General features: G+C 36.8%; 26 protein-coding genes. 18 read left to right on the top strand and 8 right to left on the bottom strand.

Annotated elements, in window-relative coordinates; genetic code table 11:
* Nucleotides 1-7 precede the first annotated feature (7 nt).
* The gene (recR, locus tag M0D58_RS07040) at nt 8-622 is read right to left on the bottom strand and encodes a recombination mediator RecR (RefSeq protein ID WP_248394554.1); all 615 of its coding nucleotides are present in this window, start codon (nt 620-622) and stop codon (nt 8-10) included.
* Between the two features lie 275 nt (nt 623-897).
* Here recR and M0D58_RS07045 point away from each other — a divergent pair, with 275 nt between their 5' ends.
* The 6 genes from M0D58_RS07045 to M0D58_RS07070 all read left to right on the top strand — a co-directional run bounded on the left by M0D58_RS07045 (nt 898) and on the right by M0D58_RS07070 (nt 4,769).
* Nucleotides 898-1,503, top strand: coding sequence for an LURP-one-related family protein (locus M0D58_RS07045; RefSeq protein ID WP_248394555.1), 606 nt, complete (start codon nt 898-900; stop codon nt 1,501-1,503).
* An 18-nt stretch (nt 1,504-1,521) separates the two neighbouring features.
* The gene (locus M0D58_RS07050; RefSeq protein ID WP_248394556.1) at nt 1,522-2,013 is read left to right on the top strand and encodes a hypothetical protein; all 492 of its coding nucleotides are present in this window, start codon (nt 1,522-1,524) and stop codon (nt 2,011-2,013) included.
* Nucleotides 2,014-2,095: 82 nt separating this feature from the next.
* Nucleotides 2,096-3,541: an aminoacyl-histidine dipeptidase gene (locus tag M0D58_RS07055; protein WP_248394557.1), complete on the top strand. Its 1,446-nt coding sequence runs from the start codon at nt 2,096-2,098 to the stop codon at nt 3,539-3,541.
* Nucleotides 3,542-3,657: 116 nt separating this feature from the next.
* Nucleotides 3,658-3,891 carry a hypothetical protein gene (locus M0D58_RS07060; protein WP_248394558.1) on the top strand — a complete coding sequence of 78 codons (234 nt, stop codon included), beginning with the start codon at nt 3,658-3,660 and terminating at the stop codon, nt 3,889-3,891.
* Complete coding sequence (locus M0D58_RS07065; protein WP_248394559.1) at nt 3,875-4,174, top strand: type II toxin-antitoxin system RelE/ParE family toxin; 300 nt, start codon at nt 3,875-3,877, stop codon at nt 4,172-4,174. The genes M0D58_RS07060 and M0D58_RS07065 overlap by 17 nt, the downstream gene beginning before the upstream one ends.
* Before the next feature lie 13 nt (nt 4,175-4,187).
* Complete coding sequence (locus M0D58_RS07070) at nt 4,188-4,769, top strand: LOG family protein (RefSeq protein ID WP_248394561.1); 582 nt, start codon at nt 4,188-4,190, stop codon at nt 4,767-4,769.
* 66 nt (nt 4,770-4,835) lie between these two features.
* Here the strand turns inward: M0D58_RS07070 and M0D58_RS07075 are convergent, their stop codons facing one another.
* Together M0D58_RS07075 and M0D58_RS07080 are read right to left on the bottom strand one after the other, a co-directional pair.
* Entirely contained in the window at nt 4,836-5,165 is a 330-nt protein-coding gene (locus M0D58_RS07075; RefSeq protein ID WP_248394562.1) for a 2Fe-2S iron-sulfur cluster-binding family protein, read from the bottom strand.
* A 72-nt stretch (nt 5,166-5,237) separates the two neighbouring features.
* Nucleotides 5,238-6,293, bottom strand: coding sequence for an NAD(P)/FAD-dependent oxidoreductase (locus tag M0D58_RS07080; RefSeq protein ID WP_248394564.1), 1,056 nt, complete (start codon nt 6,291-6,293; stop codon nt 5,238-5,240).
* A gap of 156 nt (nt 6,294-6,449) precedes the next feature.
* On the opposite strand from M0D58_RS07080, the gene M0D58_RS07085 reads away from it, so the two are divergent.
* Nucleotides 6,450-7,220: a DUF3108 domain-containing protein gene (locus tag M0D58_RS07085; protein WP_248394565.1), complete on the top strand. Its 771-nt coding sequence runs from the start codon at nt 6,450-6,452 to the stop codon at nt 7,218-7,220.
* Between the two features lie 298 nt (nt 7,221-7,518).
* On the opposite strand, the gene M0D58_RS07090 is transcribed toward M0D58_RS07085, so the two are convergent.
* From M0D58_RS07090 to M0D58_RS07105, 4 genes are all read right to left on the bottom strand, one after another.
* Entirely contained in the window at nt 7,519-8,163 is a 645-nt protein-coding gene (locus tag M0D58_RS07090) for a response regulator (RefSeq protein WP_248394567.1), read from the bottom strand.
* On the bottom strand, nt 8,153-9,874 hold the full coding sequence (locus tag M0D58_RS07095) for a sensor histidine kinase (RefSeq protein ID WP_248394569.1): 1,722 nt from the start codon (nt 9,872-9,874) through the stop codon (nt 8,153-8,155). Before M0D58_RS07095 ends, M0D58_RS07090 begins: the two co-directional genes overlap by 11 nt.
* 78 nt (nt 9,875-9,952) lie before the next feature.
* Nucleotides 9,953-10,963, bottom strand: a complete 1,011-nt coding sequence (pheS, locus tag M0D58_RS07100; protein ID WP_248394571.1) for a phenylalanine--tRNA ligase subunit alpha — start codon at nt 10,961-10,963, stop codon at nt 9,953-9,955.
* Between the two features lie 161 nt (nt 10,964-11,124).
* Entirely contained in the window at nt 11,125-11,784 is a 660-nt protein-coding gene (locus M0D58_RS07105; RefSeq protein WP_248394573.1) for a YceI family protein, read from the bottom strand.
* 85 nt (nt 11,785-11,869) lie between these two features.
* Here M0D58_RS07105 and M0D58_RS07110 point away from each other — a divergent pair, with 85 nt between their 5' ends.
* The gene (locus M0D58_RS07110) at nt 11,870-12,805 is read left to right on the top strand and encodes a sulfate/molybdate ABC transporter ATP-binding protein (RefSeq protein ID WP_248394575.1); all 936 of its coding nucleotides are present in this window, start codon (nt 11,870-11,872) and stop codon (nt 12,803-12,805) included.
* 571 nt (nt 12,806-13,376) lie between these two features.
* On the opposite strand, the gene M0D58_RS07115 is transcribed toward M0D58_RS07110, so the two are convergent.
* Complete coding sequence (locus tag M0D58_RS07115; RefSeq protein ID WP_248394577.1) at nt 13,377-13,721, bottom strand: zinc ribbon domain-containing protein YjdM; 345 nt, start codon at nt 13,719-13,721, stop codon at nt 13,377-13,379.
* A 205-nt stretch (nt 13,722-13,926) separates the two neighbouring features.
* On the opposite strand from M0D58_RS07115, the gene M0D58_RS07120 reads away from it, so the two are divergent.
* The 10 genes from M0D58_RS07120 (at nt 13,927) to M0D58_RS07165 (ending at nt 25,810) form a co-directional block, all read left to right on the top strand.
* Nucleotides 13,927-15,132 carry an RsmB/NOP family class I SAM-dependent RNA methyltransferase gene (locus tag M0D58_RS07120; protein WP_248394578.1) on the top strand — a complete coding sequence of 402 codons (1,206 nt, stop codon included), beginning with the start codon at nt 13,927-13,929 and terminating at the stop codon, nt 15,130-15,132.
* A gap of 108 nt (nt 15,133-15,240) precedes the next feature.
* Nucleotides 15,241-16,905, top strand: coding sequence for a GLPGLI family protein (locus M0D58_RS07125; RefSeq protein ID WP_248394580.1), 1,665 nt, complete (start codon nt 15,241-15,243; stop codon nt 16,903-16,905).
* 318 nt (nt 16,906-17,223) lie between these two features.
* A complete protein-coding gene (gene asnB, locus M0D58_RS07130; protein WP_248394582.1) occupies nt 17,224-18,897 on the top strand; it encodes an asparagine synthase B in 1,674 nt (557 codons plus the stop codon).
* A gap of 273 nt (nt 18,898-19,170) precedes the next feature.
* Nucleotides 19,171-19,983, top strand: a complete 813-nt coding sequence (locus M0D58_RS07135) for a hypothetical protein (RefSeq protein WP_248394583.1) — start codon at nt 19,171-19,173, stop codon at nt 19,981-19,983.
* 174 nt (nt 19,984-20,157) lie between these two features.
* Nucleotides 20,158-21,561 carry an MFS transporter gene (locus M0D58_RS07140; RefSeq protein ID WP_248394584.1) on the top strand — a complete coding sequence of 468 codons (1,404 nt, stop codon included), beginning with the start codon at nt 20,158-20,160 and terminating at the stop codon, nt 21,559-21,561.
* Nucleotides 21,562-22,081: 520 nt separating this feature from the next.
* Nucleotides 22,082-22,984, top strand: coding sequence for a pirin family protein (locus M0D58_RS07145; RefSeq protein WP_248394585.1), 903 nt, complete (start codon nt 22,082-22,084; stop codon nt 22,982-22,984).
* Between the two features lie 14 nt (nt 22,985-22,998).
* Nucleotides 22,999-23,532 carry an NADPH-dependent FMN reductase gene (locus tag M0D58_RS07150; protein ID WP_248394586.1) on the top strand — a complete coding sequence of 178 codons (534 nt, stop codon included), beginning with the start codon at nt 22,999-23,001 and terminating at the stop codon, nt 23,530-23,532.
* 7 nt (nt 23,533-23,539) lie between these two features.
* A complete protein-coding gene (locus tag M0D58_RS07155; protein WP_248394587.1) occupies nt 23,540-23,938 on the top strand; it encodes an OsmC family protein in 399 nt (132 codons plus the stop codon).
* Between the two features lies 1 nt (nt 23,939).
* A complete protein-coding gene (locus tag M0D58_RS07160; protein ID WP_248394589.1) occupies nt 23,940-24,239 on the top strand; it encodes a GNAT family N-acetyltransferase in 300 nt (99 codons plus the stop codon).
* Between the two features lie 131 nt (nt 24,240-24,370).
* Complete coding sequence (locus M0D58_RS07165) at nt 24,371-25,810, top strand: sodium:solute symporter (RefSeq protein ID WP_248394591.1); 1,440 nt, start codon at nt 24,371-24,373, stop codon at nt 25,808-25,810.
* Nucleotides 25,811-25,918: the final 108 nt, after the last annotated feature.

Consider the following 25,918-nt stretch of genomic DNA (forward strand, 5'->3'; position numbering starts at 1 on the left):
TATAAGATTATGACTTCTCTTCATTATACGGAAGCCTGTTGATGATTGATCTTCCCAGTGATATCTCATCGGCATATTCCAGTTCATCGCCTACGGAAATACCTCTTGCAATACTGGAAAAGTTGATATCAAAATTTTTAAATTTTTTGTAAATATAATACGCTGTGGTATCGCCTTCCATGGTTGCGCTTAGAGCAAAAATAAATTCTTTTACCCTACCTTCACTGAGCTTTTTTTCGATACTCTGAATATTCAGCTGACCTGGTCCTATACCTTCCATAGGAGAAATTTTACCACCTAAAATCAGATATTTCCCTGTATATTTCCCTGTATTTTCAATAGCAATCACATCCCGCACATCTTCCACGATACAGATCAGTTCGTCATGTCTTTTCGGGTTGCTGCAGATCTCGCACACCTCAAAATCTGAAAAATTATGACATTCTTTGCAGTATTTGATATCATTCACCAGACTGATGAGAGAATTTCCCAGACTTACTGATCGGGAGGCCGGCTGCTTCAATAAATGCAGCGCTAAACGCAATGCCGTTTTTCTGCCTATTCCCGGGAGACCGGAAATTTCGTCCACTGCTTTTGCCAAAACTTTACTAGGGTAATCCATAACACAAAAATAAGTAAAAAGATTCAGAATATTTTCAGAATGCTCCGAAGCAATTCTCTTTCCGGAAAGGTTGCCGCAGGGGTCCAGGAGACTTTCAAGGTTACCGGAAAACCTGGTGCAGGGGTGAAAGAAGCTTTCGAGGTTTTATTCTAAATTAATCTTAAATGTTCATAAAATCATTACTTTTTAAATTAAATGAAGTTAAGATACCCTCTGTTTTAAAGCAATTAATATTATCTTTGATCCACTAAATATTAACTTGAAAAATAAACGAAATGGTACTTAACAATTTAAATTATCCGCTGGATTTTAAATTTAAGATTACAACATTGGCCAGTGATTTTAACATCACGGACAGAAACGGTAACTACGTGGCGTATGTGCGTCAGAAAATGTTTAAGCTGAAGGAGGATGTTATTGTTTTTAATGATGAAAGCAAATCCAAAGAGCTTTTCAGGATCAGAGCCAACCAGTGGATTGATTTTAATGCTTCCTATTCTTTATCGGAAATTGCCACCGGAAGAAACTTCGGAAGAATGGCAAGAAAAGGAATGCGTTCTTTTTGGAAAGCCAGCTATGATGTTCTGGATGCCAACGATCAGCCGAAATTCAAAATCCAGGAAGATAGTGCATGGGTACGTTTTTTTGACCACCTGGTAGGCGAAATTCCGCTTGTCGGAGCATTTACAGGATACTTCCTGAACCCTTCTTACACCGTTACCGGCATTGACGGAAAAGAATATTTTAAACTAAAAAAAATGCCGTCATTTTTCGGAAGAAGATTTCAGCTTGATCGCCTCATCGATATTGATGATGAAGAAGAAAGCCTTGTGATCCTTTCCTTATTAATGATGACACTTCTTGAAAGAGCAAGAGGATAAACTTATATACCGCAAACAATGAAATATTTTATCATTTTCTTTTCAGCTTTTCTGTTGGTTGCCTGTAAAAAAGAACAGCAGGGATCCCAGAATTCCGCTTCAGTAGATTCTTCTAACATAGTTAAAGATAGTGTAGCTACCGATCTTTCATCAAAGAAAATCGCTGTCGAAACCTTTCCTTTTCCTCCTGAAATCAAGGAATGTTCATGTTATTTTGCCAAAAGCAAAGCAGATTTTCTGGCCGAAAAATATATTTACGCTGATGATGCCGGGAAAACCGCATACATGAAACTTGACGGCAAAAGAATCGCTTTAAACCTTATCGCTTCAAGTGATATGGAAGCTGATGAAGTACTGAGCAAGGAAATTGAAAATGATGATTATAAAATTTCCGTAAAAGGTAAAAAAATAAAAGGTGAAGAGGCATTGCTCTTTGAAGGAACGCTCACCATTGAAAAACCGGACGGAACTGTTGTAAACATCCCAATCTATGGTGAATGCGGATGCTAAAGCTTCCTGCTGCCGGTAAAAATACTGCTTCCGATATCCGGAAGCATTTTTTATTTTGTAATTTTGAGAAAAATAAATTTCAATGGAGCTATCTAATATAGAACCGCAGATTATCTGGAAGAATTTTTCCAGGCTGAATGCTGTTCCAAGACCCTCAAAAAAAGAAGAAAAAGTAATTGCATTCATTAAAGAATTCGGTGAAAACTTAGGATTGCAAACTACGGTTGATGAAACGGGTAATGTAATTATCAAAAAACCGGCAACACCGGGAATGGAAAACCGCAAATCTGTAGTTCTTCAATCACACCTGGATATGGTATGCCAGAAAAACAACGATGTTAATTTCGATTTTGAAACGGAAGGCATCAAAATGGAAGTGGATGGAGACTGGGTAAAGGCGAAAGGGACCACCCTGGGAGCCGATAACGGACTGGGAGTCGCTACTATTATGTCAATCCTGGAAAGCACGGATATTCCGCATCCTGATCTTGAAGCTCTTTTTACGATCGATGAAGAAACCGGAATGACAGGAGCTTTAGGTTTAAAACCCGGACAGCTGACCGGGCAGATTCTCCTAAACCTTGATACGGAAGAAGACGACGAAATTGATATCGGCTGTGCCGGCGGAATTGACGTTACTATTTCACAGGACTATAATACGGAAGTAGCAAAAGGACAAATCATCAGAATTGAGGTAAAAGGCCTTCAGGGTGGTCATTCCGGAATGGATATCCACAAAGGTTTCGGTAATGCCAATATAATTCTGGGCAGAGTTCTTTATAAAGCACTCGAAAAAGAAAATATTCAGCTGATTTCCATCGATGGTGGCGGATTGAGAAATGCTATTCCAAGAGAAGCGGTGGCCATTGTTTCCGTAAGAAATGCCCAGGAATTCATCGATGAGGTAACCAACGGACTGAAAAAAGAAATTATTGAAGAGTTTGCAACCGTAGAGCCTAATCTTCATATCAACATTGAAAGTTCAACCACTTCAGAAAAAGCCCTTTCCGAAGAAGATTCAAGAAAAATCATCCTTACGCTCAAGTCACTTCACAACGGTGTTTACAGAATGAGCCCTGATGTAAAAGATCTTGTGGAATCTTCCAACAATGTGGCAAGAGTAGAATTGAAAGAGGGTGCATTGAAAATTTTAAACCTTTCAAGATCTTCCGTAGAATCTTCAAAAGATTCTGTAGCAGAGCAGCTAAAATCCGTTGCTGAGCTTGCAGGAATGAAAACCGTATTCAGCGGTTCTTATCCAGGATGGAAACCGAAGCCCGGTTCGGAAATTGTAAAGCTGATGGAAAACATTTATGCTGAAAAGTTCGGAGAAAAGCCTCATGTTGTTGCCTGTCATGCCGGCCTTGAATGCGGAATTATCGGAGCTAATTATCCGGAAATGGAAATGGTGAGTTTTGGACCTACAATCAGAGGGGCACATTCGCCTGATGAGAAAGCGAATATTCCTTCTGCACAGAAATTCTGGAGTTTTACGAAAGATATTCTAGCCAATATTCCTTTAAAATAGAATTGTAAAATTGCTATATTGAATATCCAAAATTATTTTGATTTTGGATATTTTTGTTTCTAAATCTTTATAGATTTTTATTTTAAATTTTTAAATTTGAATAAATAATACCAATTATGAACACACAGACTCTCAATGAAAAACTTGAATTAATTCAATGGTTGTCTACATTGGAGGATACTTCTATTATAAAAAAATTGATCCAATTTAGAAAAGAGGAAACTAAAGACTGGTGGAATGCGATTTCGGAAGAAGAGAAAAAATCTATTGAAAAGGGAATATCCGAAGCTGATAATGAAGAATTAAAACCTCATTCCGAAGCCAGAAAGTTATATGGAAAGTGGTTATAAAATTTTCTGGACTCCAAATGCTTTAAAGGAATTAGAACAAACCATAGATTATCTTCAAAATAATTTTACAGATAAAGAAATCAGAAAACTTTCTCATAAAATTGAAAGTTCGATAGAAATTATATCTCAAAATCCTTTTATATTTCCTGTATCCGAAACCAAAGATGTTTACAAGGCAATTATTCTGCAATTTAACACTATGTATTATCGTGTAAATGATAGCGATGTTGAAATTTTATCTTTCTTCTCAAACAGACAATCTCCTCAAAAAAGAAAAATTTAATTCTAATTTAACCATGAAAAGCATCACCGTATTCTGCGGATCAAGTTTTGGTTCGGAAGATATTTATAAAGAACAGGCATTTTTGCTGGGAAAAACACTGGCAAAAAACAATATACAACTGATCTACGGCGGCGCAAATGTCGGTCTGATGGGCGCTGTTGCTGATGGAGCTTTACAGTCCGGAGGAAAAGTGATGGGCGTTCTTCCCTATTTTCTACAATCCAAAGAAATTGCCCACAAACAGCTTACCGAACTGATTCTGGTTGAAACCATGCATGAAAGAAAGACCAAAATGAATGAATTGTGTGATGGCGTCATCGTACTTCCCGGAGGTTACGGTACGCTGGAAGAATTCTTCGAAATGATTACCTGGGCACAGCTCGGGCTTCATCAAAAACCGATTGGCATTCTTAATATTGACGGATTTTATGATGATCTAATAAACCTTGTTCAAAATATGGTGGAGAAAGGCTTTTTAAAGCAAATTAACCGCGATATGCTGCTGATCAGTAATAATATTGATGAATTGCTGGAAATGATGAGGAATTATAAGGCTCCGACGGTGGGAAAATGGATTTCAAAGGATGAAACATAAATCTATTATAAAGCAACACCCGAAGACTTTCTTCGGGTGTTGCTTTTATAATTTAAATAAAATTTTCTAAGGATAAGGAGCAATTTCCACTTCCAGTCCTTCCATTTCCGGAACAATATGCAACTGGCAGCCCAATCTGCTGTTGTCCTGCACATGAAAAGCTTCACCTAACATGGCGTCTTCTTCTGCTCCCATTTCTTCCAGTCCCGGATCGCTGATCACATAGACCTGGCAAGAAGCACACATTGCCATTCCTCCGCATACGCCGATGGTTCCTTCTTCTGCAAGTTCATAAGAACGGATAATCTCCATCAAATTCATCGACATATCGGTGGGAGCTACCACATCGTGGGTAACACCTTCCCGGTCGGTGATTTTTATATTTATATCACTCATTTTAGTTGATAATTCTTTGTTAATGGTTGATGGCGGTCATTTTTCAACATTAACCGTCAACAGACAACAAATTTAGTCAATTTTTTTCACAACTGCTTTCTCCGCTTCTTTTCGGCTTCCGTCGAATCCGTCTACTCCGCTTACCGTTGTGTACTTTAAAACGAATTTCTTGCCCGGATTCAACCTGTTGTATACACTCTGACACATTAACGTAGCTTCATGAAAGCCGCAAAGAATCAGTTTAAGTTTTCCAGGATAGGTGTTGATATCTCCGATGGCGTAAATTCCGTCGATATTCGTCTGGTAATCTAAAGCATTGTTTACCACGATTGCATTTTTCTCAATATTCAATCCCCAGTTTCCGATCTCACCCAATTTTGGCGTCAATCCGAATAGCGGAATAAAATAATCTGTTTCGATATCATAAGGATCCTGTCCGTCAACGGCTACGGTAATAGCCTCCACTTTTCCATCACCTTTAATGGCGGTAACTTCAGCAGGTGTAATTAATTTTATTTTCCCCTGGTTTTTAAGATCCTGAACTTTTTCCACGGAATCCAAAGCACCACGGAACTCGTTTCTTCTGTGAATCAGCGTTACTTCGCTTGCCACATTGGAAAGGAAAATACTCCAGTCCAGTGCAGAATCTCCACCTCCGGCAATCACTACTTTTTTATTTCTGAAATGTTCAGGTTCTTTTACAAAATATTCAAGTCCGTTTTCTTCGTAATCGGCAATATTTTCGATGGTTGGTTTTCTGGGTTCAAAAGTTCCCAAACCTCCTGCAATAGCAATTGCTTTTGCGCGGTGAACAGTTCCCTTATTGGTAATTACTTCAAACCATTCGTCATCAACTTTTGTGTAGGAAACAGCGGTCTCCCCTAAGGTAAAGCCGGGCTGAAATTGCTTAATCTGTTCCATCAGATTATCAATAAGTTCTCCTGCATTTACAGATGGATAACCCGGAATATCGAAAATAGGTTTTTTTGGATAAAGCTCGGCCAACTGTCCTCCCGGCTGTGGAAGTGCATCAATGATATGGCACTTCATTTTTAGTAAACCTGCTTCAAATACGGCAAATAGCCCGGTAGGTCCGGCTCCTATGATCAATATATCGGTCGTTATCATAATAATAAGATAATTTAATTATACTTGTGGCTGCAAATTTACTAATTTTAATGCGAAGCATATTTAATTCAGTCTAAATAAAAAACTGAGATTTATCAAATAGATTTTGAAATCCGGAGTTGTTTTATTTGGCAGTGTTTTTGTAAAATTTTGAGTATGAAAAAATTTTTGAGTATTATTTTGGTGTTTCTGTTTACATTAAGTTTTAGTCAGATCACCAATATTGCAGATGGTGAGTCTATCAGCCTGCGAATCCATTACGGTTTTCTTAATGCGGGAACTGCTAATTTAACAGCAAAAAAAAGTGCCTACAGAGGAGTTCCGCATTTGTACGTAAAGGGAACGGGGCAGACAACAGGAGCGGTACGAGCGTTTTTTAAGGTTGATGACCTTTATGAAAGTTATATTAATATGAATACCGAACTTCCGAGTTTTTATGTAAGAAATGTAAAAGAAGGAAGCTATCGTCAGCATCTTGAAACAACCTTTAATCATGATAATAATACTTTGGTTCTTACAGATAAAAAAACGCCTGCCAACGGCTCCAAGGTTATAAAATCTGTGAAAGGAGTACAGGATATGCTTTCCTGTTTCTATTATTTAAGAAGTAAAAGCCCCTCTGAACTGAAAGTGGGAACGGTAATTAATATGAATGTCTGGATTGATGATGAAATGTTTCCTTTTCAGCTTAAGGTAACCGGAACAGAAAATCTTAAGACTAAGTTTGGTACTATTAATTGTTTAAAAATTATTCCATCTGTAAAAAGCGGAAGGGTTTTTAAAGAAAAAGAAGGTGTGGTGATGTGGGTTTCCAACGATGCAAATCACCTCCCGATACTTCTAAAAGCAGAGCTCGCCGTAGGTTCTCTAAAGGCCAGTATTGACGGATACAGCAATGTAAAATATCCGTTAAAATTTACAAAATAAAACTCTGAACAAAAATCAGTAATAAAAGAAAAACCTCCGAAAATTCCGGAGGTCTTTTTTTGCATTTGATAATAAGCAGATCCACTTCCCCGAAGATATACTTAAATCATCATTTGCGTTTTTTTAATCCTTGATTCTTTTTTTATTTCATCATTTGTGTTTTCAGAATCAAAGATTGTTTTACAGGGTAATAACAGCTGATTATTATGGTACAAAGATATTGCACCATGGATATAGAATCACTAAAAAAACATTAGATATATATCGACACAATTGTAGATATTTTTCTACAACTCTATTAGGAATGATTTTTAACTAGCTCAATCAACTTAACGATATTTTCAATTTTAAGCTTTTTAAACATTCTTTTTTTAATTGTACTGATGGTATTTTGCTTCACGTCCAGCATGTTTGCAATTTCGAGATTGCCGTAACCGGCAGCGTACATGCGTGCGATTTCAAGTTCTCTTTCTGTTAAAGACAGCAGTGGATTAACCAGATTGCGATTATTAAGTGAATTCATCAGCAGGGCCTGCGTTACGGGGGAAATATATTCACCTTTCTCAATTATTGAGAATATTGCCTCCTCTATCTCTTTTTCCTCACTAAGTTTACTCAGGAATCCGTCTGCTCCTGCATTCAGATATTTAAGAGCATGTATATTCTCATCAATTCCGGAAAAAATGAGAATTTTAATTTCCGGTTTTTTTTCTTTGATTTCTGTTATTATCTGAAGGCTGTTTCCTTCGGGAAAATGAGCATCGATTATCGCGATATGAATGGGATTATCATTGATACATTCTCTGATCTGCCGGAAATTTGATGCATGAAAGGCTTCATAATTGATTCCCGCAGCATCCAGTATAAATATCATTCCCTGCCGAATGAGCATATGATCATCTGCCAGCAGAAAAAATAGTTTTTCTTCATCCTTATTTATCATAACTGACTTTTAAATTAAGAGAAAAATAAACCTTTGTACCTTTTCCCGGTTCGCTTTGAACCGAAATCTGCCCATCGTAGAGTTCTATCAGTTCCTTGCATAAGTTCAGACCCAGACCTGCACCAATATTTTCGATATCATCTGATAAAACACCCTGATAATAAGGTTCAAATATTTTTTTAAGATCAGACTCTGCGATTCCAACTCCGGTATCAATAATTTCTGTTGTTAAAGTGACTACAGATTCTTCTGTAATTTCAGTTTTTACAGTAACAGTTATCTGCCCGTTCTCTGTAAATTTATTGGCATTGCCTAGAATATTCATAAAAATCTGGGCGATTTTAGCATTGTCCGAATACACCATCAGGTCCGGATTGATCGCTTTATTCACCACAAATGTATTGTTTCTTGTTTCTATATAATTTTCAATGGAGCTTAATATAGATGTGATCTGGCTATTGAGATTAAAAGTAACCGGAATGAGTTTATTTTTTACATGCTGGTTTTTAGTATATTCCAGAATCTGATTTGCCTGGAGCAATAATGTATTACTGGTAAAACCAATAGATTTAAGATACTCTTTGATTTCTTTATCATCCGTTTTCTCACTGATTCTATTAATAAGAATACCGATAATTTTCAACGGAGCCCTTAACTCATGGCTTAACATTCCCAAAACCCGGTTTTTAAATTCAAGATTAGCTTTGATCTGAAGATTAGCTGCTTTTAATTTCTTTTCATAAGAAAAAGCGACACCTGTAAGCATCATAATAAGAACAGAGATTATAAGCATAAGAATCATTGCTGCGAAAATAAGATTCGTCCTGATGCGGTTATTTGCAGAGTTTTGCCGATAATATTCTTTTTCCAGATCTGCCCTAGAGTTCTTGATGGCATAGTCATAAATATTCATGACACTATTTCCATACATTAGCAGATTACCGAATATTTTATAAAAAGCAGTACTATTGCTTTCTTTCCGTAAAACATTGGTCTGCATATATTTAACCTGTACTTTATAATGATTATTAACTACATCCAAAATACTGTCAAATTCAGCTTTTATGAGTGCTGTATTGGGATTAATTCCTTGTTTCATGGTTACAACAATACTGTCTTTGCGCACATTTTCTTTTCCGGATATTGCATCTCTTAAACGCCCGAAAAATTTTTTTTTCTTTATCGTATCAGAATAGGTTTTCCTTTCTATATTAAACTTATCAAAATTATAATCAAGATCATACTTTCTGATTTCGGGAAAAACATAGGGTCTTTTAAGGCTTGTATTGGTAGAATATTCATGCACGGAATCAATAAGGTTTTTCAGCCTTTGAACCTTTGGAGAATTTTTATTTTCTAAAATCAGTATGTTTTTTAATCTAGGATATTTATTTTTATAACTGTCGATACTGTCCAGATTCTTATCAAGTTTATGTAAAGATTTAAAATATAAGTCCAGATATTTTTTATCATTATTAGAGACATATTTCTGAAAGTCAACCTGTGCGTTTAACAATTCTTTTTTAGAATTATTTGTGAGCTTTTCCAGGGAATGAATCTCTTTTAGCTGACTTTCAATAAACTTTAAATTTTTCTTTGTAATGAACTCATTGTAGAAAAAGCCCGCAATCAGAAACTGTATAAGTAATATACATAAAATCAAAGAGTAGTGAATGAATTTCCTTAATCTAAAACTTATCTTTTCAACCATCTGCGTAATTTAAATGTAAAAATAATAAAAAATCCCATAAAATAATTTACAGGATTTTATATATTTTATTTAATTTCATTAAAGACTCTTGAACTGTTCCAGTGTTCTGATGTCATTTTCAAAAAACATTCTGATATCACTCATCTGATAGAGCAGCATCACAATTCTTTCAATTCCCATTCCGAAGGCATAACCGGAATATTTTTCAGGGTCTATATTTACATTTTTCAGAACAGCAGGATCTACCATTCCGCAGCCCATAATTTCAAGCCATCCGGTTCCTTTTGTAATTCTGTAATCGGTTTCAGAATTTAATCCCCAGTATACATCGATTTCTGCACTTGGTTCCGTGAAAGGGAAATAAGAAGGTCGCAATCTGATTTTTGATTTTCCAAAAAGCTCTGTAGTGAAAAACTGAATCGTTTGTTTAAGATCTGCAAAACTCACATTTTCGTCAATATACAAACCTTCGATCTGGTGGAAAATACAGTGTGAACGTGAAGACACAGCCTCATTTCTGAAAACTCTTCCCGGAGAAAGAATTCTGATAGGCGGTTGATTTTCCTCCATATAACGAATCTGTACCGATGAAGTATGAGTTCTCAAGAGAATATCAGGATTCTGCTCAATAAAAAAGGTATCCTGCATATCTCTGGCCGGATGGTATTCCGGAAGATTTAATGCGGTGAAGTTGTGCCAGTCGTCTTCAATCTCGGGTCCGTCTGCTACGGCAAAACCAATAGATTTAAAAATCTCGATGATTCTGTTCTTCACCAGATTAATAGGATGTCTTGAACCCAGATCCAGAGGGAAGGCAGGTCTCGTAAGATCTTCCTTTTCAACTATAACAGAAGATGCTGAAGCATTTTTCAAATCCTCCAGTTTTACATTAACTGCCTGTTTCAGAGTATTGATCTTTTGCCCGAAATCTTTCTTCTGGTCATTCGGAACTTCCTTGAATTTTTCAAAAAAATCATTCAGAATTCCTTTCTTTCCATTGTATTTGATACGGAAGTTTTCAATCTCCTCTTTTGATGTAGCATTGAAACTGTTTACTTCAACCAGTAACTCTTCTATCTTTTCTATCATTGTTTTACCCTTTCAGAATGTTTTGCAAAAATACGGTTTTTCGGCGAAATATTTTTCCTTAAATTGTTAAAAAAATCCGCTCCTGTTAAGAGCAGATTTCAATCAATTTTCAAGTAAATAAAAAATATCTTTTTCTTTTAAAAAGAAAGACTGGATCATCCTTATTTTTTTTCCAATGCCTTTACATTGATCTGAAGTGTAATCTCATCTTTAATCACTCCGTTTTCGACAGGACTCTGAAACTCAACACCAAACTCTTTTCTGCTGATGTCTTTAGGTTCCGTAGCAATACTTACCACACCGTCTTTAACGGATACGTTTGCTTTGAACTGCATTTGTTTTGTGATGCCTTTAATGGTTAAATTTCCATCCAGTACAGTATTATAATCACCTTCTGCCAAAGGAGAAACCTTTGTAATTTCATAAGATGCTGTAGGAAATTTTTCTGTTTCAAAAAAGTCTCCGTTTTTGAGATGACCGTTAAGTTTTTCCATTTGTGCGGCATCTTTTTTAAGATCTTCGGAAGTGAGAGAAGTCATATCCGCTACAAATTTTCCGCTTTGCAGTTTACCGTCTTTTGCGGTTACATCTCCGCTTTCAAACTTAATGATTCCGAAATGGCTTGTATTTTCAGATTTAAATATTTTATATCCCTTCCACTCTACTTTGCTGTTTAAAGTATCGACTGCAAACTGGGCACCATCTTTAGCAGTTACCACCTCATTACTTTCACCGGTTACAGGTTTTTCCTTTTTGCAGGAAACGATGATAAATGAAGCCAGAAAAGCAGAAAAAACTACCGAAAATAGCTTTCTTTTCATAATTTTTTAAATTTTGTTACTCCTGCTAAAATAATAAAAAAAATTGTTCTTTCCTAGAAAGATTTCAATTCATTACATTTGTATTATGCTATTAGAAATAAATAATCTATTCTTTTCATATTCTATAGAAAAACCTTTGTTTCAGAACCTTAACCTGCATTTTGACGAAGGGAAAATCATCGCGCTTGCAGGGGAAAGCGGCTGCGGAAAATCGACTTTGTTAAGCCTGATTTACGGACTTCTCGACTGGCAGAGCGGTACGATTGTTTTTGATGGCGAAAAATTGCACGGCCCTAAAGGAAACCTGGTTCCCGGAGAAGCTAAAATGAAGTTTGTTGCCCAGAATTTTGACCTGATGCCTTATGCAACCGTAGCTGAAAACGTAGGCAAATTTATTTCTAATATCAATTTAACAAAGAAAAAAGAAACTGTTTCAGAATTGCTGGAAGTTGTAGGCCTGCAAGAATTCGCTAATGTTCTCCCGAAATACCTGAGTGGCGGACAGCAGCAGCGGGTGGCCATAGCACGGGCTCTTTCCGTTCTTCCGAAACTGCTGATCCTTGATGAGCCTTTCAGTAATCTTGATTTTCCGAGAAAAATCGAACTTCGTGAAAAGTTATTCCGGTATGTTAAGCAACAAAATATTTCACTGATTATTTCTACACATGAGCTCCAGGATATCATTCCATGGCTGGATGAGATTGTCGTATTGCAAAACGGAGAGGTCATTCAGAAAGCAAGTCCCGAAAAGACCTTCAAAAATCCTTACAACTCTTATGTTGCAAAGCTTTTCGGTGAAGTCAATATTTTCAATACAGATGAAATGGCCGTTTTTCAGCTTCCGAAATTTTCTTATTATCCCAAAGAAATAAAAGTTTCTGAAAATGGCATTGAAGCGGAAGTCTTGGAAAGCCGTTTTGCCGGAAATCATTACTGGAATAAAATAATGACAAAGAATAAAGAACTGATTATGTACACCGATCGGCAAATCGAAAAGTCAGTGAATATTACATTTGATTAATCTATTTTTCCTTTTCCGACTAAAACTGAAAAATGACTGATACCCTAGCCCCGATCGAAGCATCTGTTTGAGCTCATTTTCTTGATTTTGGCTGCGGCGGCTTCGCCGCCGCAGCCAAAATCAAGAAAATAGCGAGTGCGGAGAGCGGGAAAAAGCTTCCAATAAAATATATATTGCTTTTCGATGTAATCAAATTGCTCCTTAAAAAAATTAAAATACAATTCGACGAAGTCAAAAGGCTTAAAATAGAAAATAATATTACTTTTCGATGTGATCAAAAGCTCCTAAAAAATAATAAAAAATATAGTTAAAAGCTTCTGAAAATCATTTATTAAACACTTTAAATTTTACGCTTTACAACTATAAACAACACATTTCCCAATACTTATTGTGGAATTGTGCATAAAAAAAATACAAATGTAAGAACCTCGTTTAAAAGTTTTCATTACATTTGTACTTCCACAGCATAAGGAAATTTTTGGTTAATTCTCTTTCTGCCTCCTAAAACGAAAATTAGCATTCCTGCAATCTAGTTTTTTGAAAGATTACACTGTCCAATTCTTTCCTTTTTTTATGCCTTTTTCACAAATTCAGACTTCAGGGCCATGGCACCAAAACCATCTATTTTACAGTCAATATTATGATCGCTGTCCGGTCTCAGACGGATGTTTTTTACTTTCGTCCCTGCTTTCACCGGCTTCGGTGCTCCTTTTACCGGAAGATCTTTGATAACAACCACCGAATCTCCGTCCTGAAGTTCGTTACCATTTGAATCTAAAATTTTTCCCGAATCTGATGCCCCTGCAGTTGTTTCTTCAGGATTCCATTCGTAAAAACACTGTGAACAAACCATTACATTATCGCTAGGATAGGTAAATTCGGAGCCGCATTTCGGACAAAGTACAGAATCACTCATTGTATTAATTTTTTTGCAAAGGTAATTTTTTAATGTTTTTAATTAAAATCTAAAAACATGAGATATATCCGGAACATTAGATTTAGGCTGCAAATACCTAATAATAAAATTTTGTTTAATTCTTATTCCGCGACCTTAAAACTTTCAGCCTGACATTCTCAACTTTAATTCGTATTTTTGCAGATTCAAAATAGCAGAACCAATTATGGAACTTATTCACAGAAACTTAGCCATCGGAATCCACGATGCCTTACAGGAAACATTTTTTGAGAAAAATAAATATGCCGATAAAGTAATCGAAAGACTTTTAAAAGCAAACAAAAAATGGGGAAGCCAGGACAGAGCCGTTGTTTCTGAGATTTTCTACAATATCATCCGTTGGAAAAAGCGCCTTGAATATTACATGGGAGAAGGCGTGAAACCCAACAATGTCTATAAATTGATGATTGCCTACCTTCTGTGGAGCAAAACCAATTATAAAAAATTTGAAGAATTTGACGGAATAAAAATTGCCGACATTCTTACAAAACTGAAAAAAGGAACCGTTCCCACAAAAGCGATTGAACATTCAATTCCGGAATGGCTTGCCGAAACTCTTGAAAAAGAACTGGGCGAAAAATGGGAAAAAGAAATGTATGCCTTAAATGAACAGGCGCCGACTGTTTTGAGAGCTAACTCTTTAAGAACTACCACTAAAGAACTTATTTCTGATCTTGCGGACGAAAATATCACCTCTTATGCGGTAAGAAATTATCCCGATGCAGTACAGCTGGAGGAGAAAAAAAATGTTTTTCTTACTACTGCCTTTAAAGAAGGTTTGTTTGAAGTTCAGGATGCTTCTTCACAAAAAATCGGGTATTTCCTTGATGTAAAAGAAGGCCAGCGTGTAGTGGACGCGTGTGCCGGAGCCGGCGGAAAAACACTCCATCTTGCCGCATTAATGGGCAATAAAGGGCAAATCATCGCATTAGATATCTTCGACTGGAAGCTTGCAGAGCTGAAACGACGCGCAAAAAGAGCCGGAGCCCATAATATTGAAACCCGTCTGATTACAGATAATAAAGTAATTAAAAGACTTCACGACAAAGCTGACCGTTTATTGATTGATGCACCTTGTTCAGGACTTGGTGTTTTAAAAAGAAATCCGGACAGCAAATGGAAAATCGATCAGGATTTTATAGACCGCATCAAAAAAGAACAGCAGCAGATTATTCAGGATTATTCTAAAATGCTGAAAAAAGGAGGAAAAATGGTGTATGCAACATGTTCTATTTTACCTTCCGAAAATAATGAGCAGGTAAAAGAGTTCCTGAAACATAATCCGAATTTCAAAATGATCAAGGATGAAAAGGTAATGCCCAGCGAAGGCTACGACGGCTTTTACATGGCTCTGATCGAAAGAGTTTCTTAGGATTAATAACATACAAAATATAACTACTCTGAAATCAGGGTAGTTTTTTTATTTGAGCACATCCGCAACAGATATAAAATTTATCTTTGTAAAAACGATCAATCCAATATGTTTCAAAAAATTTCACTCAGTTTTTTCATTGTATTATCATTACTATCTTTTTCACAAACCTATGAGGTCCAGTACATCAATTCATATAATGGAAAAGTAATTCCCAATCAGTCTGCCACGCTGGTTTGGGCCAACGAAAAGGAAAATTTTATTCTGAATACCAAAATCAGAGAACAAAAAGCGGAATTCCCGTTTGAAATCACCAAAATTGAAAAACCTTCCAATACCGTAATTTCCTATGCATTTTTAAAACCGGACGAAATTATTTCTACATCCGATGCAGAATCTGTAAATAAACAAAACTTTGAATTCACGAATGAAACAAAGAAAATTTTAGGCTACAATTGCAAAAAAGCAGTAACCAAAATTAATTCCAATACCATCGAAATCTGGTATACCACTGATCTTAAGATTAACGGTGGCCCCTCTGTACTGGGACAAAGTTTAGGTTTTGTGCTGGAAATTGAAAGAAATAAAAATTCACTTTTATCCGCCAGTTCGATTAAAAAAATCAAGAAAACGGATATTGATAAAATTCTCAGCAGCCAGGTTACTTCCACGGATCAGCTGGGCTACAAGGACATGCTCTGGAAAAGCAGGTTTACCACATTAAAAGTTTTTGAAAACGAAACGATCAACTTTTCCGGAGATTCGAAATCCGATGGTGAGGTTAAAAGATTTGCCAACGGAACTATTATCCTTAAAAAAATTAAATTCCCGAAAATAAAGGAAGGCGACAATATCTTCGTTGAGCTAAAACAGCAGTCCAACGGGGATGCCTACGACAGAACGGGGACCGTATTTTTTATTCCGCAGGATAAAAAAGAATCTTTTCTGGACGGATTGGAAAACGGTGTAAAAACTCTTCCGGCGTACGACAACGGAAACGGAAAGCAGTATTTCGGCGTTACCGCAACAGAAAATTATAATCCGGCGGTGGAAATGATGCGTTTCTTTACCGCTTTCGGGATTAATAAATTCAATAATCTTCAGATTAAAGATAAAACCTGGCAGACAACCAGTCCATACCGACAGGACATTACTGAACTGAAACCTGCTTTAAATGACAAAGAATTGTGGATCGGAACTTTTATAGGAAATTATGATAAAGGTGGCCACAAAATCAGCCTGGAAATCACCATCCATAAAAGCGACCAGACTATCCATAAAAACAATACGGTGATTCCCTTATTCAATACGCTTAATATTATGGAAATGGCAGGACAGGACTATTCTACAATGTTCAGCCAGGACAAAGGCTTAATGGTGGAATTTACCTTAACAAAAGATCTTAAAAATGCGCAGTTGAGATATATTACCACCGGACACGGAGGCTGGGAAAATGGTGATGAATTTGTTCCGAAAACCAATACGGTCTTATTAGACGGAAATAAGGTATTTTCTTTTATCCCCTGGAGATCAGACTGCGGTTCTTACCGTCTTTATAATCCGGCATCCGGAAATTTTGGCGACGGACTGTCTTCATCAGACCTAAGCCGCTCAAACTGGTGCCCCGGAACTATTACGAATCCTGATTTTATTTCTCTTGGAGATCTTAAAGCCGGAAAACATACCATTCAGGTAAAAATCCCTCAGGGACCAACCGAAGGAAACAGTTTCAGCTCCTGGAATGTTTCAGGTGTCCTGCTGGGAAATGAATAAAAAAAACCTTCTCGCAAATTGGATCTGCAAGAAGGTAAAAACACAAATGATGAAAAAAAATTATTTCGAGCCACAAAGTAATGGGAAAAATTTCCGTAATTAATTATCATACATTAATAAATATTCAATTTTAATTTTGTATATGTTTAACACCATACGGGCAGTTAAAAAATTTAACTAAAATCATATAAAATTTTACATATAATTAAAATTTTACTAAATAATAAATCATTAAGTTAAAAATATACGCTTAATGATTTTTTTTATTGTTTATTATAAACCACAACAATACTTTTGTTTTAATTAAATGATAAAACAATGTGTGGAATTGTATGTCTTTTTGACGCTAAACAAAAAACTGAAATATTAAGACCTCAGGTTCTCGAAATGTCTAAAAAAATCCGTCACCGCGGTCCGGACTGGAGCGGGGTCTTCCAGGATGAAAAAGTAGTTTTCTCCCACGAAAGGCTCGCTATTGTAGATCCTACTTCCGGAAAGCAACCACTTTTTTCCAAAGACGGGAAAGTAGTTCTTGCCGTAAACGGGGAAATTTACAACCATCGAGAATTAAAAGAAGAGTTTCCGGATTATGAATTTCAGACCCAGTCTGACTGTGAAGTTATCCTGGCACTTTATAGAAGATACGGTAAAGATTTTATAGAAAAACTAAACGGTATTTTTGCTTTTTCACTGTACGATACCGAAAACGACATTTACCTTATTGCCCGCGATCATATGGGAATCTGCCCGCTCTATCAGGGATGGGATAAGAACGGAAATTATTATGTAGCTTCCGAACTGAAAGCACTGGAAGGAATCTGTAAAAAAATCGAAACCTTTTTACCCGGACATTTTGTGTACAGCAAGGATGGAAGCGAACTCCAGCAATGGTATAAAAGAGACTGGGAAAATTATGACGCTGTTAAAGACAATGAAACTGATATTGATGTATTAAGAAAAGGCCTGGAAGATGCCGTACACCGACAACTCATGAGTGATGTTCCTTACGGAGTGCTTCTTTCCGGCGGTTTAGACTCTTCCGTGATTTCTGCCATAACGGCAAAATTTGCAAGACAGAGAGTAGAAAGCGGGGACACGCAGGAAGCATGGTACCCGCGATTACACAGCTTTGCAGTTGGTCTTGTAGGCTCTCCCGATCTGGCAGCTGCGCAAAAAGCAGCGGAACACATCGGGTCGGTTCACCATGAAGTAAATTTTACCGTTCGGGAAGGTCTTGATGCGATCCGTGATGTAATTTATCACCTGGAAACATACGATGTTACCACTATCAGAGCGTCTACCCCGATGTATCTTCTGGCAAGAGTAATTAAATCAATGGGAATTAAAATGGTACTTTCGGGAGAAGGTTCTGATGAATTGTTCGGAGGATATTTATATTTTCATAAAGCACCTGATGCGAAAGAATTCCACGATGAAACCGTTAGAAAGTTGGGAAAACTTCACCTTTACGATTGTCTGCGTGCCAACAAAGCGCTAATGAGTTGGGGTATTGAAGGCCGCGTTCCTTTTTTAGATAAAGAATTTATGGATACTGCAATGACCGTTAACCCTAAAGATAAAATGGTAAATGCCGCTGAAGGAAAGATTGAAAAATGGGTATTGAGAAAAGCATTTGAAGACATTCTTCCGGAATCCATCGTCTGGAGACAAAAAGAACAGTTTTCGGATGGTGTGGGCTATTCATGGATTGATACATTGAAAGCCGTTGCCGAGAAAGAAGTTACCGATGAAATGATGACGAACGCACGATTCAGATTTCCTGTGAATACGCCTCAGAATAAAGAAGAATACCGCTACCGATCTATTTTTGAAGAACATTTTCCAAGTGAAACAGCTGCCGCTACCGTACCTTCTGTTCCTTCAGTTGCCTGCTCCACTCCTATTGCTTTGGAATGGGATGAAGCTTTCAAAAACATGAATGATCCCAGCGGAAGGGCTGTAAAAGTCCATGAAACTTCTTACGGAGAATAAGGTTGAGGATTAGAGTGCATGAAAGTTTTTTGTGTTTGTGAAATTACTTTCAATTTTTAAATATTCCTGATTGATCAATGCATATTATCAATTTTGAAGCTAAACCTTTAACCTTAAAAACCTGCAACATAAATATAAATTTATCAATCCTGTAGCAATACAGGATTTTCTTTTGCAGTAACGATAATAATATTGTTACAATTTAACCGTTTATGAAAAATATTATCTAATAAATAATTATATTTGGAAAACGAAAATATCAATTATAAAAAAATGAGAAGAAACATTACTATCTTATTTGCTTTATTATCCATGACTTTGGCTTTCGGACAGGGAAAATACGGCAAATATCTTAGCTCCAAAAAACTTGCAATGGTGTATAAAAGTGTGAAGGATGCTGATAAAGAAGACTTTTATCAACAATACTATTGGCTGGTAAAAGCTGAGCAGCTGAAAACATATCCTCACCTGAAAGAAATAAAGCCAAAAGTTTTATATGAATTTGTAAAGAAAGTTAACCCTCAGAATCCTACCAAAAAGCTTGATGACAGAGGAAAAGAGCTAAGAGAAACTGCAGAACTGTCTTTGAATCAATATTTCAAAAACAAGAACCTTGAGAACAACTCTGTTTTGATGTACAATCTTGAAACGTATGTAGATCCTTCAAAAGGACAATATTATACAAAGATTGATGCCGAAAAAATCAAGGAGCTGGTACCGAAAGAGCTTTTTGCTTTCAATTCCAACAACAGAAATACAGGAGAAGATACAACGTATTATCTGTGGATTGATAAAAAGAAAGACGATTTCAACATCGTGAGCATCATTCCGGATGAAAAAGAGAATAAAGCTTTCTATGCAAGATTAAAGCAGTATCTTCCAAGTTACAAATTCTCGAAATATGTTCCTTCCGTAAAAAAAGGTACCAAAACAGACAGAACGGATGCAGAATATTATTACATTATGCCATTTGAGCAAAATACCGACAACATCGAGTACAAAACAAAAGATTTCAAAACCTTTGAACTGAGCCAGTACAGAAAAGCCGGCGAAGAGTGGAAAGGGGTTGAAAAACCAAGAAAATAAAATCAAAGTCCTGCGGAAATCTGCAGGACTTTTTTAGTGGTTTAAAAATTATAAAAAGTCTCCTGATACTAATTTTTTAAAATAAATAAATCCAAAGGAATAAATATTGCTGTAAACACTACCATTTTAATTCTTTGAACCAAACAAATCTGGATAATTCCAGTATCAGAAACAATGTCAGAAGCCGTTTCGCAACCTAATTCGATAAAGAAAATATTACCGCTGATCTTAGCAACCGCAATCTTTATGCAGATGCTGGATTCCACTGTTCTCAACACTTCACTTCCGGCTATTGCAAGGGATCTGAAGGAATCCCCCCTGAATATGCAGAATGCCATTATCAGCTATGTTTTAACGCTGGCCGTATTCATGCCGGCAAGCGGATTTCTGGCAGACAGGTTCGGGACCAAAAAGATTTTCATCACATCCATCATATTATTCAGTCTCGGTTCCCTTTTCTGTGCCCTTTCACAAAACCTTACCCATTTGGTTATTTCGAGGGTGATACAAGGAATCGGCGGGAGTCTCATGACACCGGTTGGAAAACTGGCGCTTATTAAAACATTCGACAAAAATGAATTGCTTAAAGCCATGAACTTTGCTATTATCCCCGCTCTTATCGGTCCGGTTCTTGGCCCGCTCGTTGGAGGTTATATGGTAGATTACCTTTCCTGGCACTGGATTTTTCTCATTAACATACCGATTGGCATTCTTGGGGTAACATTAGGATTAAAATTCATGCCCAATTATAAATCCGCAGATGTGGATTTCGATTTAAAAGGCTTCCTGATTTTTGCAGCAGCTTCTCTCCTTCTTTCCATTTCTCTTGAGCTCTTCGGAGACCTTCAGAATACGACGCCCGTTCTTATTGTTTTCATATTGGGGTTTCTTTTCATGTATTACTATTACCGTCATGCGAAAAGAGATAACAGTCCTATTTTCCCGTTAAATTTATTCCAAGTAAGAACTTTCAGGGTAGGAATTGTTGGAAATCTTGCTACCAGACTGGGAATCAGTTCTGTTCCATTATTATTACCATTAATGATTCAGATTGCGTACGGACAATCTGCCGTCACCTCAGGATGGATCATTGCTCCGATGGCCCTTACCGCGATCTTCGGAAAATCATATGTCATTAAAATATTAGACAAATTCGGGTACCGGCAGACACTTATGATCAACACTTTCATTATCGGCACACTGATCTGCTTACTCGCTATTCCGGACATCAATACTTCCCTGTACTGGTTTGTGCCTATTATTGCGGTATTGGGATTCTTCAACTCGATTCAGTTTACTTCAATGAATACCATTTCCATTGCAGATCTCCGAAACTTCCAGACCAGCAGCGGAAATTCGCTTTTATCCGTCAATCAGCAGCTGGCTATCGGATTTGGAATCGCTTTCGGACTGATTGTTTTAAAGATTTTTGAAAGTACCGATCTTATTCATGGTGAGCCGCATAATGCCTTCCGGTATACATTTCTTACCATAGGCATTCTTACGATTATTTCCGGTTTTGTTTTCAGAAGACTTCATATTTCGGATGGAAAAAACATGAAATCGAAGGAAGACTAAAAAAATTTATAATTAGATGGAAATTTCAGCTTGTAGTTGAGCTCCTATTCTCATTAATTAATTTCTAAATTTCTTCAGTATAAAAGCTTAAACAGACGTTATAAAAAACTCCGGTTGCTAACATCCGGAGGTCGATTCTTGCTCGACATACTTTAATATTTTAGTGATACATCATAACAAGAATAATGCAAGGCGGGCATTAAGAGCTGTTTAAATACATAAGGTATAGCATTCACTTACTTAAATATTACCACACATCAATATACTCAGCCTGCGTTTCCCTTACCTTTGCTTTATAATATCAATATTATGGCTGCTGAACCGATCTATGATTAAGACTCTTTTATAATAAATGCAAGAGGAAAAATTATGCATGTTTTAGAAGATTATAACCTAGGAAGATTCGGTTGTCTGTGGCATTAATTTAACTTAAAATTCAAATCCGTTTATTATTTTTCCTATTTTTATGGAAAATGTTTACTGATTTCAGTACTATCAGCTTATTAAAAATTAATATATCATGTCAAATATCGGACTTATTATAGAAGAAAAATCTGCAGACATAGGAAATTTTCTGGTGGGCAGGCTTTTACCTTTTCGTGAAAAAAGAGCAGTCGGGCCTTTTGTTTTTATAGACCACATGGGACCTGCCGAATTGAAAGATTATCAAAATTTAGATGTTCCGCCACATCCGCATATCGGGCTTTCAACATTAACCTATCTTCTGGAAGGTTCTATTTTCCACAGAGACAGCGTGGGTAGCGCCATTGAAATACAACCGGGAGCCGTCAACTGGATGACCGCCGGAAAAGGCGTTGTGCATTCTGAAAGAACTCCCGAGTATCTGAGACATTCTGACAAGAGACTTCACGGTTTCCAGATCTGGGTAGGCCTACCGAAACATCTTGAACAATCAGAACCTACCTTCCATCATATTGAAGCAGATGAAATTCCGGCTTGGGAAGAAGATGGTATACAATATAAACTGATCGCAGGTGAAGCATTCGGAAGAAAATCTCCGGTTCCCGTTCACAGTAAGCTGTTTTTTATTGAAATTAAAACAAAAGATGCAAAAAAAATAAGCATCGGAAAAGATCTTTACGGAGAAGCAGCCATGTATGTATTGGACGGAACAGTTTCTACCGACGGAAATTCGTATGGTTCCAAGCAGCTCATGATTGCGAAAGATACCAAACTCTGCGAGTTTGATATGAGTGAAAACGGAACAGTATATCTTTTCGGAGGTGAACCTTTCGACGAGGAACGTTTTATATTCTGGAATTTTGTAAATTCAGACAGAGAACTCATTGAGCAGGCAAAAGTAAACTGGAATGACCAAAACCATGAAGCTTTTCCTTTGGTTCCGGGAGACGAAGAAGATTATGTACCGCTTCCGAAAGCCATTTTAAACAGAAAACCATAGGACGAAAATAAACTATGAAAATATTAGCATTTGCAGGAAGCACTTCTTCCACCTCCATCAACAGAGAGCTTGTAAAGTTTGTGTTGAAAGATTTTCAGGATGACGAGATTAATTTAATTGATTTAAATGACTTCGACATGCCCGTGTTTTCCGTAGACCGAGAAAAAAAGGGGTTTCCGGATGAAGCGCATCATTTTTTAAAGGTTATTGAAGAATGTGATGCCATTATCTGTTCCCTGGCGGAACACAACAGATCATACAGCGCTGCATTTAAAAATGTATTCGACTGGGCTTCAAGAATTAATGTAAAAGTTTTCCAGAATAAGCCAATGCTTCTGATGTCTACCTCGCCCGGAGGGTATGGTGGCGGAAATGTTATGAATACGGCAAAAACATTTTTTCCACAGTTCGGCGCCGATGTAAAAGAAACTTTTTCACTGCCGAAATTTTACGAGAATTTTGATATGGAAAGCGGTGTTATTGATCCTTTAATGCGAAAAGATCTAAAAGATAAAATCAGTAGCTTTAAAGCACAGATAAATAATTAAACAGACAATGGCTATAACCGTAAAAGCTAGTTTAGGCAAAGAAAAGTACTACACCGAAGTTATCGCCGGTGAAAACACCCTGATTACCGACGAGCCGTTGGATAAAGGTGGCGGAAACAAAGGTTTCAATCCTTTTGAAATCCTGGCTACTTCGCTCGCAAGCTGTACTGCAGCAACCCTCAGAATGTATATCGACAGGAAAGAATGGAATATTGATACCATTAACGTAGAAGTGGAGCTTGAAAATTTCCCTTTAACCAAAAGAGCAATTTTCAAAAGAGATATTACTTTTGAAGGAATAATCCCCGATGAAGAACAGATTAAAAGACTCAGGGCCATTGCTGATGCATGTCCTATTCATAAAATATTAACCAACGATATTGAAATATTAACCAAATTTTCATAGTATGATTGAAGTAAAACAAAGCAACAACGAAAAAAACGGAAATTTTGAAGCGTTTATAGATGGTAAACGTGCAGGTTTAATGACCTATACCTGGGCAGGAGAAGAAAGATTCATTATTGATCATACTGAAGTGGAAGAAGCCTATAACGGAAAAGGCGTTGGCAAAGAAATGCTTCTGGCTGCGGTAGACTTTGCAAGAAAAAACGGAAAAACCATTATTCCACTCTGTCCTTTTGCAAAAGCTACTTTCCAGAAACATGAGGAGCTTCAGGATGTTCTGGTAAATCAGGCACAGGCATAGGATGATTAAGGCTGAGACTTATTCAACCTTAATTTAAAAACTACCTTCCAGAGTAAATCCGGAAGGTTTTTTATTTTTTTAAGCAGAATATAAAAAAACTATATTTGCTAAAATTTTAATTTAAACAGAACATGTCTCCGATTATTTTATTATCCATTATCATCATCTACTTCGCATTGCTGCTCTGGGTAGCATACAAAACAGGAAAAGGAAGTGATAATGAGAGTTTCTTTATAGGAAACCGTAAAAGTAACTGGATGCTGGTTGCCTTCGGAATGATCGGAACTTCTTTATCGGGAGTTACCTTTGTGAGTGTTCCCGGAGCCGTGGGGAATGACAAGTTTTCTTATTTACAGATTACATTAGGCTATCTCATTGGTTACATTGTTGTTGCCTATGTTCTTCTACCCTTGTATTACAGGCTGAAACTGACCTCCATTTATGGCTATCTTCAGCAGAGAATGGGACAGCTTTCTTATAAATCCGGTGCTTGGATCTTTATTGTTTCAAGACTGGTTGGTGCAACGGCGAGGTTATACCTTGTTGTAAATATTCTTCAGGTTTCTATTCTGGACAGTCTGGGTGTTCCTTTTATCGTTACTACCCTTATTATCTTAGGAATGATTATTCTTTACACGTATGAAGGGGGCGTGAAAACCATCGTCTGGACAGATACCCTGCAGACTTCCTGCATGCTTTTAGGACTGATAATCTGTACGGTTTATATGCTGAACCATCTCGGATTAAGCATTGGTGACAGTTTTACGGCAATGAATGAAAAAGGCTACACGAAAATTTTTGATTTTGATCCGAATCAGAAAAGTTTCTTTATTAAACAAATTCTGGCCGGAGCTTTTATTACAATTACCATGACAGGAATTGATCAGGAAATGATGCAGAAAAGCCTTTCTGTAACCAGACTGAAAGATTCTCAGAAAAATATGGTTACTTTAGGTTTCATCTTGTTAGGAGTTATTTCATTGTTTCTTTATATGGGAGGCCTTCTTCATCTTTACGGTGCACAGGAAAGTGTTTCCAGCGCAGGCGACCAGCTGTTTCCGGATATTGCCCTAAATCATATGCCACCATTTATATCAATCATCTTTATTATTGCTCTTATTTCGGCTTTATTTCCAAGTGCGGACGGTGCGATGACGGCACTTACCTCATCACTTTGCATTGATATTTTCGGAATTCGGGAAAAAACGCAGTGGGACGACAGCAAGAAGGAGAAATTCAGAAAAAACATTCACCTTTTGGTTGCTTTGTCTTTTTTAATAATGGTTATTATTTTTAAAGTCATTAATGATAATTCGATGATCGGATTAATCCTTAAGCTTGCCGGATTTACGTACGGACCACTTTTAGGTTTATTTGCGTTCGGAATTTTCACAAAATATAAAGTGAAGGACAAGCTGGTTCCATTTGTCTGTATCGCCGCGCCGGTGATTTCTTTTCTTATCGACAAGTATCAGGAAAAACTCTTCGGAGAGTTTAAAATCGGGCTTGAACTTTTAATCATTAATGGCCTGCTTACTTTCATAGGACTTTGGCTGATCAGAAGAAAATAATATTATTTATTCAAATTAATTGGTATTTACTTATCATTTTCAAATGAAAATAAAGTCCGTGATAAAAATTTAAAATTATACTTTATCAGATCATTAATTATAAAACCG

The organism is Chryseobacterium nepalense (assembly GCF_023195755.1).
Classification (GTDB): Bacteria; Bacteroidota; Bacteroidia; order Flavobacteriales; family Weeksellaceae; genus Chryseobacterium; species Chryseobacterium nepalense.

Coding starts and splice junctions, on each gene's coding strand:
- recR (WP_248394554.1), bottom strand. CDS start 622: ATGGATTACCCTAGTAAAGTTTTGGCAAAAGCAGTGGACGAAATTTCC.
- M0D58_RS07045 (WP_248394555.1), top strand. CDS start 898: ATGGTACTTAACAATTTAAATTATCCGCTGGATTTTAAATTTAAGATT.
- M0D58_RS07050 (WP_248394556.1), top strand. CDS start 1,522: ATGAAATATTTTATCATTTTCTTTTCAGCTTTTCTGTTGGTTGCCTGT.
- M0D58_RS07055 (WP_248394557.1), top strand. CDS start 2,096: ATGGAGCTATCTAATATAGAACCGCAGATTATCTGGAAGAATTTTTCC.
- M0D58_RS07060 (WP_248394558.1), top strand. CDS start 3,658: ATGAACACACAGACTCTCAATGAAAAACTTGAATTAATTCAATGGTTG.
- M0D58_RS07065 (WP_248394559.1), top strand. CDS start 3,875: ATGGAAAGTGGTTATAAAATTTTCTGGACTCCAAATGCTTTAAAGGAA.
- M0D58_RS07070 (WP_248394561.1), top strand. CDS start 4,188: ATGAAAAGCATCACCGTATTCTGCGGATCAAGTTTTGGTTCGGAAGAT.
- M0D58_RS07075 (WP_248394562.1), bottom strand. CDS start 5,165: ATGAGTGATATAAATATAAAAATCACCGACCGGGAAGGTGTTACCCAC.
- M0D58_RS07080 (WP_248394564.1), bottom strand. CDS start 6,293: ATGATAACGACCGATATATTGATCATAGGAGCCGGACCTACCGGGCTA.
- M0D58_RS07085 (WP_248394565.1), top strand. CDS start 6,450: ATGAAAAAATTTTTGAGTATTATTTTGGTGTTTCTGTTTACATTAAGT.
- M0D58_RS07090 (WP_248394567.1), bottom strand. CDS start 8,163: ATGATAAATAAGGATGAAGAAAAACTATTTTTTCTGCTGGCAGATGAT.
- M0D58_RS07095 (WP_248394569.1), bottom strand. CDS start 9,874: ATGGTTGAAAAGATAAGTTTTAGATTAAGGAAATTCATTCACTACTCT.
- pheS (WP_248394571.1), bottom strand. CDS start 10,963: ATGATAGAAAAGATAGAAGAGTTACTGGTTGAAGTAAACAGTTTCAAT.
- M0D58_RS07105 (WP_248394573.1), bottom strand. CDS start 11,784: ATGAAAAGAAAGCTATTTTCGGTAGTTTTTTCTGCTTTTCTGGCTTCA.
- M0D58_RS07110 (WP_248394575.1), top strand. CDS start 11,870: ATGCTATTAGAAATAAATAATCTATTCTTTTCATATTCTATAGAAAAA.
- M0D58_RS07115 (WP_248394577.1), bottom strand. CDS start 13,721: ATGAGTGATTCTGTACTTTGTCCGAAATGCGGCTCCGAATTTACCTAT.
- M0D58_RS07120 (WP_248394578.1), top strand. CDS start 13,927: ATGGAACTTATTCACAGAAACTTAGCCATCGGAATCCACGATGCCTTA.
- M0D58_RS07125 (WP_248394580.1), top strand. CDS start 15,241: ATGTTTCAAAAAATTTCACTCAGTTTTTTCATTGTATTATCATTACTA.
- asnB (WP_248394582.1), top strand. CDS start 17,224: ATGTGTGGAATTGTATGTCTTTTTGACGCTAAACAAAAAACTGAAATA.
- M0D58_RS07135 (WP_248394583.1), top strand. CDS start 19,171: ATGAGAAGAAACATTACTATCTTATTTGCTTTATTATCCATGACTTTG.
- M0D58_RS07140 (WP_248394584.1), top strand. CDS start 20,158: ATGTCAGAAGCCGTTTCGCAACCTAATTCGATAAAGAAAATATTACCG.
- M0D58_RS07145 (WP_248394585.1), top strand. CDS start 22,082: ATGTCAAATATCGGACTTATTATAGAAGAAAAATCTGCAGACATAGGA.
- M0D58_RS07150 (WP_248394586.1), top strand. CDS start 22,999: ATGAAAATATTAGCATTTGCAGGAAGCACTTCTTCCACCTCCATCAAC.
- M0D58_RS07155 (WP_248394587.1), top strand. CDS start 23,540: ATGGCTATAACCGTAAAAGCTAGTTTAGGCAAAGAAAAGTACTACACC.
- M0D58_RS07160 (WP_248394589.1), top strand. CDS start 23,940: ATGATTGAAGTAAAACAAAGCAACAACGAAAAAAACGGAAATTTTGAA.
- M0D58_RS07165 (WP_248394591.1), top strand. CDS start 24,371: ATGTCTCCGATTATTTTATTATCCATTATCATCATCTACTTCGCATTG.